Source organism: Blautia sp. MCC269, from assembly GCF_018785655.1.
Taxonomy (GTDB): domain Bacteria; phylum Bacillota; class Clostridia; order Lachnospirales; family Lachnospiraceae; genus Blautia_A.
This window is the reverse complement of sequence record NZ_WQQE01000129.1, coordinates 1-392: the sequence shown is the minus strand read 5'-3', so window position 1 is coordinate 392 and position 392 is coordinate 1. Positions and strand designations below refer to the sequence as shown.

1 protein-coding gene is annotated in these 392 nt (G+C 42.9%); it reads left to right on the top strand.

The genetic code is table 11. The annotated features are described in order from the left end of the window. A partial coding sequence (locus tag GPK88_RS18725; RefSeq protein ID WP_215708139.1) for an IS256 family transposase occupies positions 1-392 on the top strand: 392 nt, incomplete at both ends.

Here is a 392-nt window from a genome sequence, read left to right as displayed (position 1 = left end):
TGCAAAATATTGGCTTTCTGTTATGAATGAGCTAAAAAACCGGGGCGTAAAAGATGTACTGGTTATCTGTGCGGATGGCTTAACCGGTATCAAAGAAGCTATTGCTGCAGCTTTCCCCAAAACCGAATATCAGCGCTGTATCGTGCATCAGGTAAGAAATACTCTAAAATATGTCCCTGATAAGGACAGAAAAGCATTTGCCACGGACCTGAAGACCATTTATCAGGCGTCTGACGAAAAGAAGGCCCTGGCAGCCTTAGACCGTGTGACAGAAAAATGGGCACCGAAATATCCGAATTCCATGAAACGCTGGAAAGATAACTGGGATGCGATCTCTCCAATTTTCAAATTTTCAGCAACGGTCAGAAAAGTGATTTATACTACAAATGCCA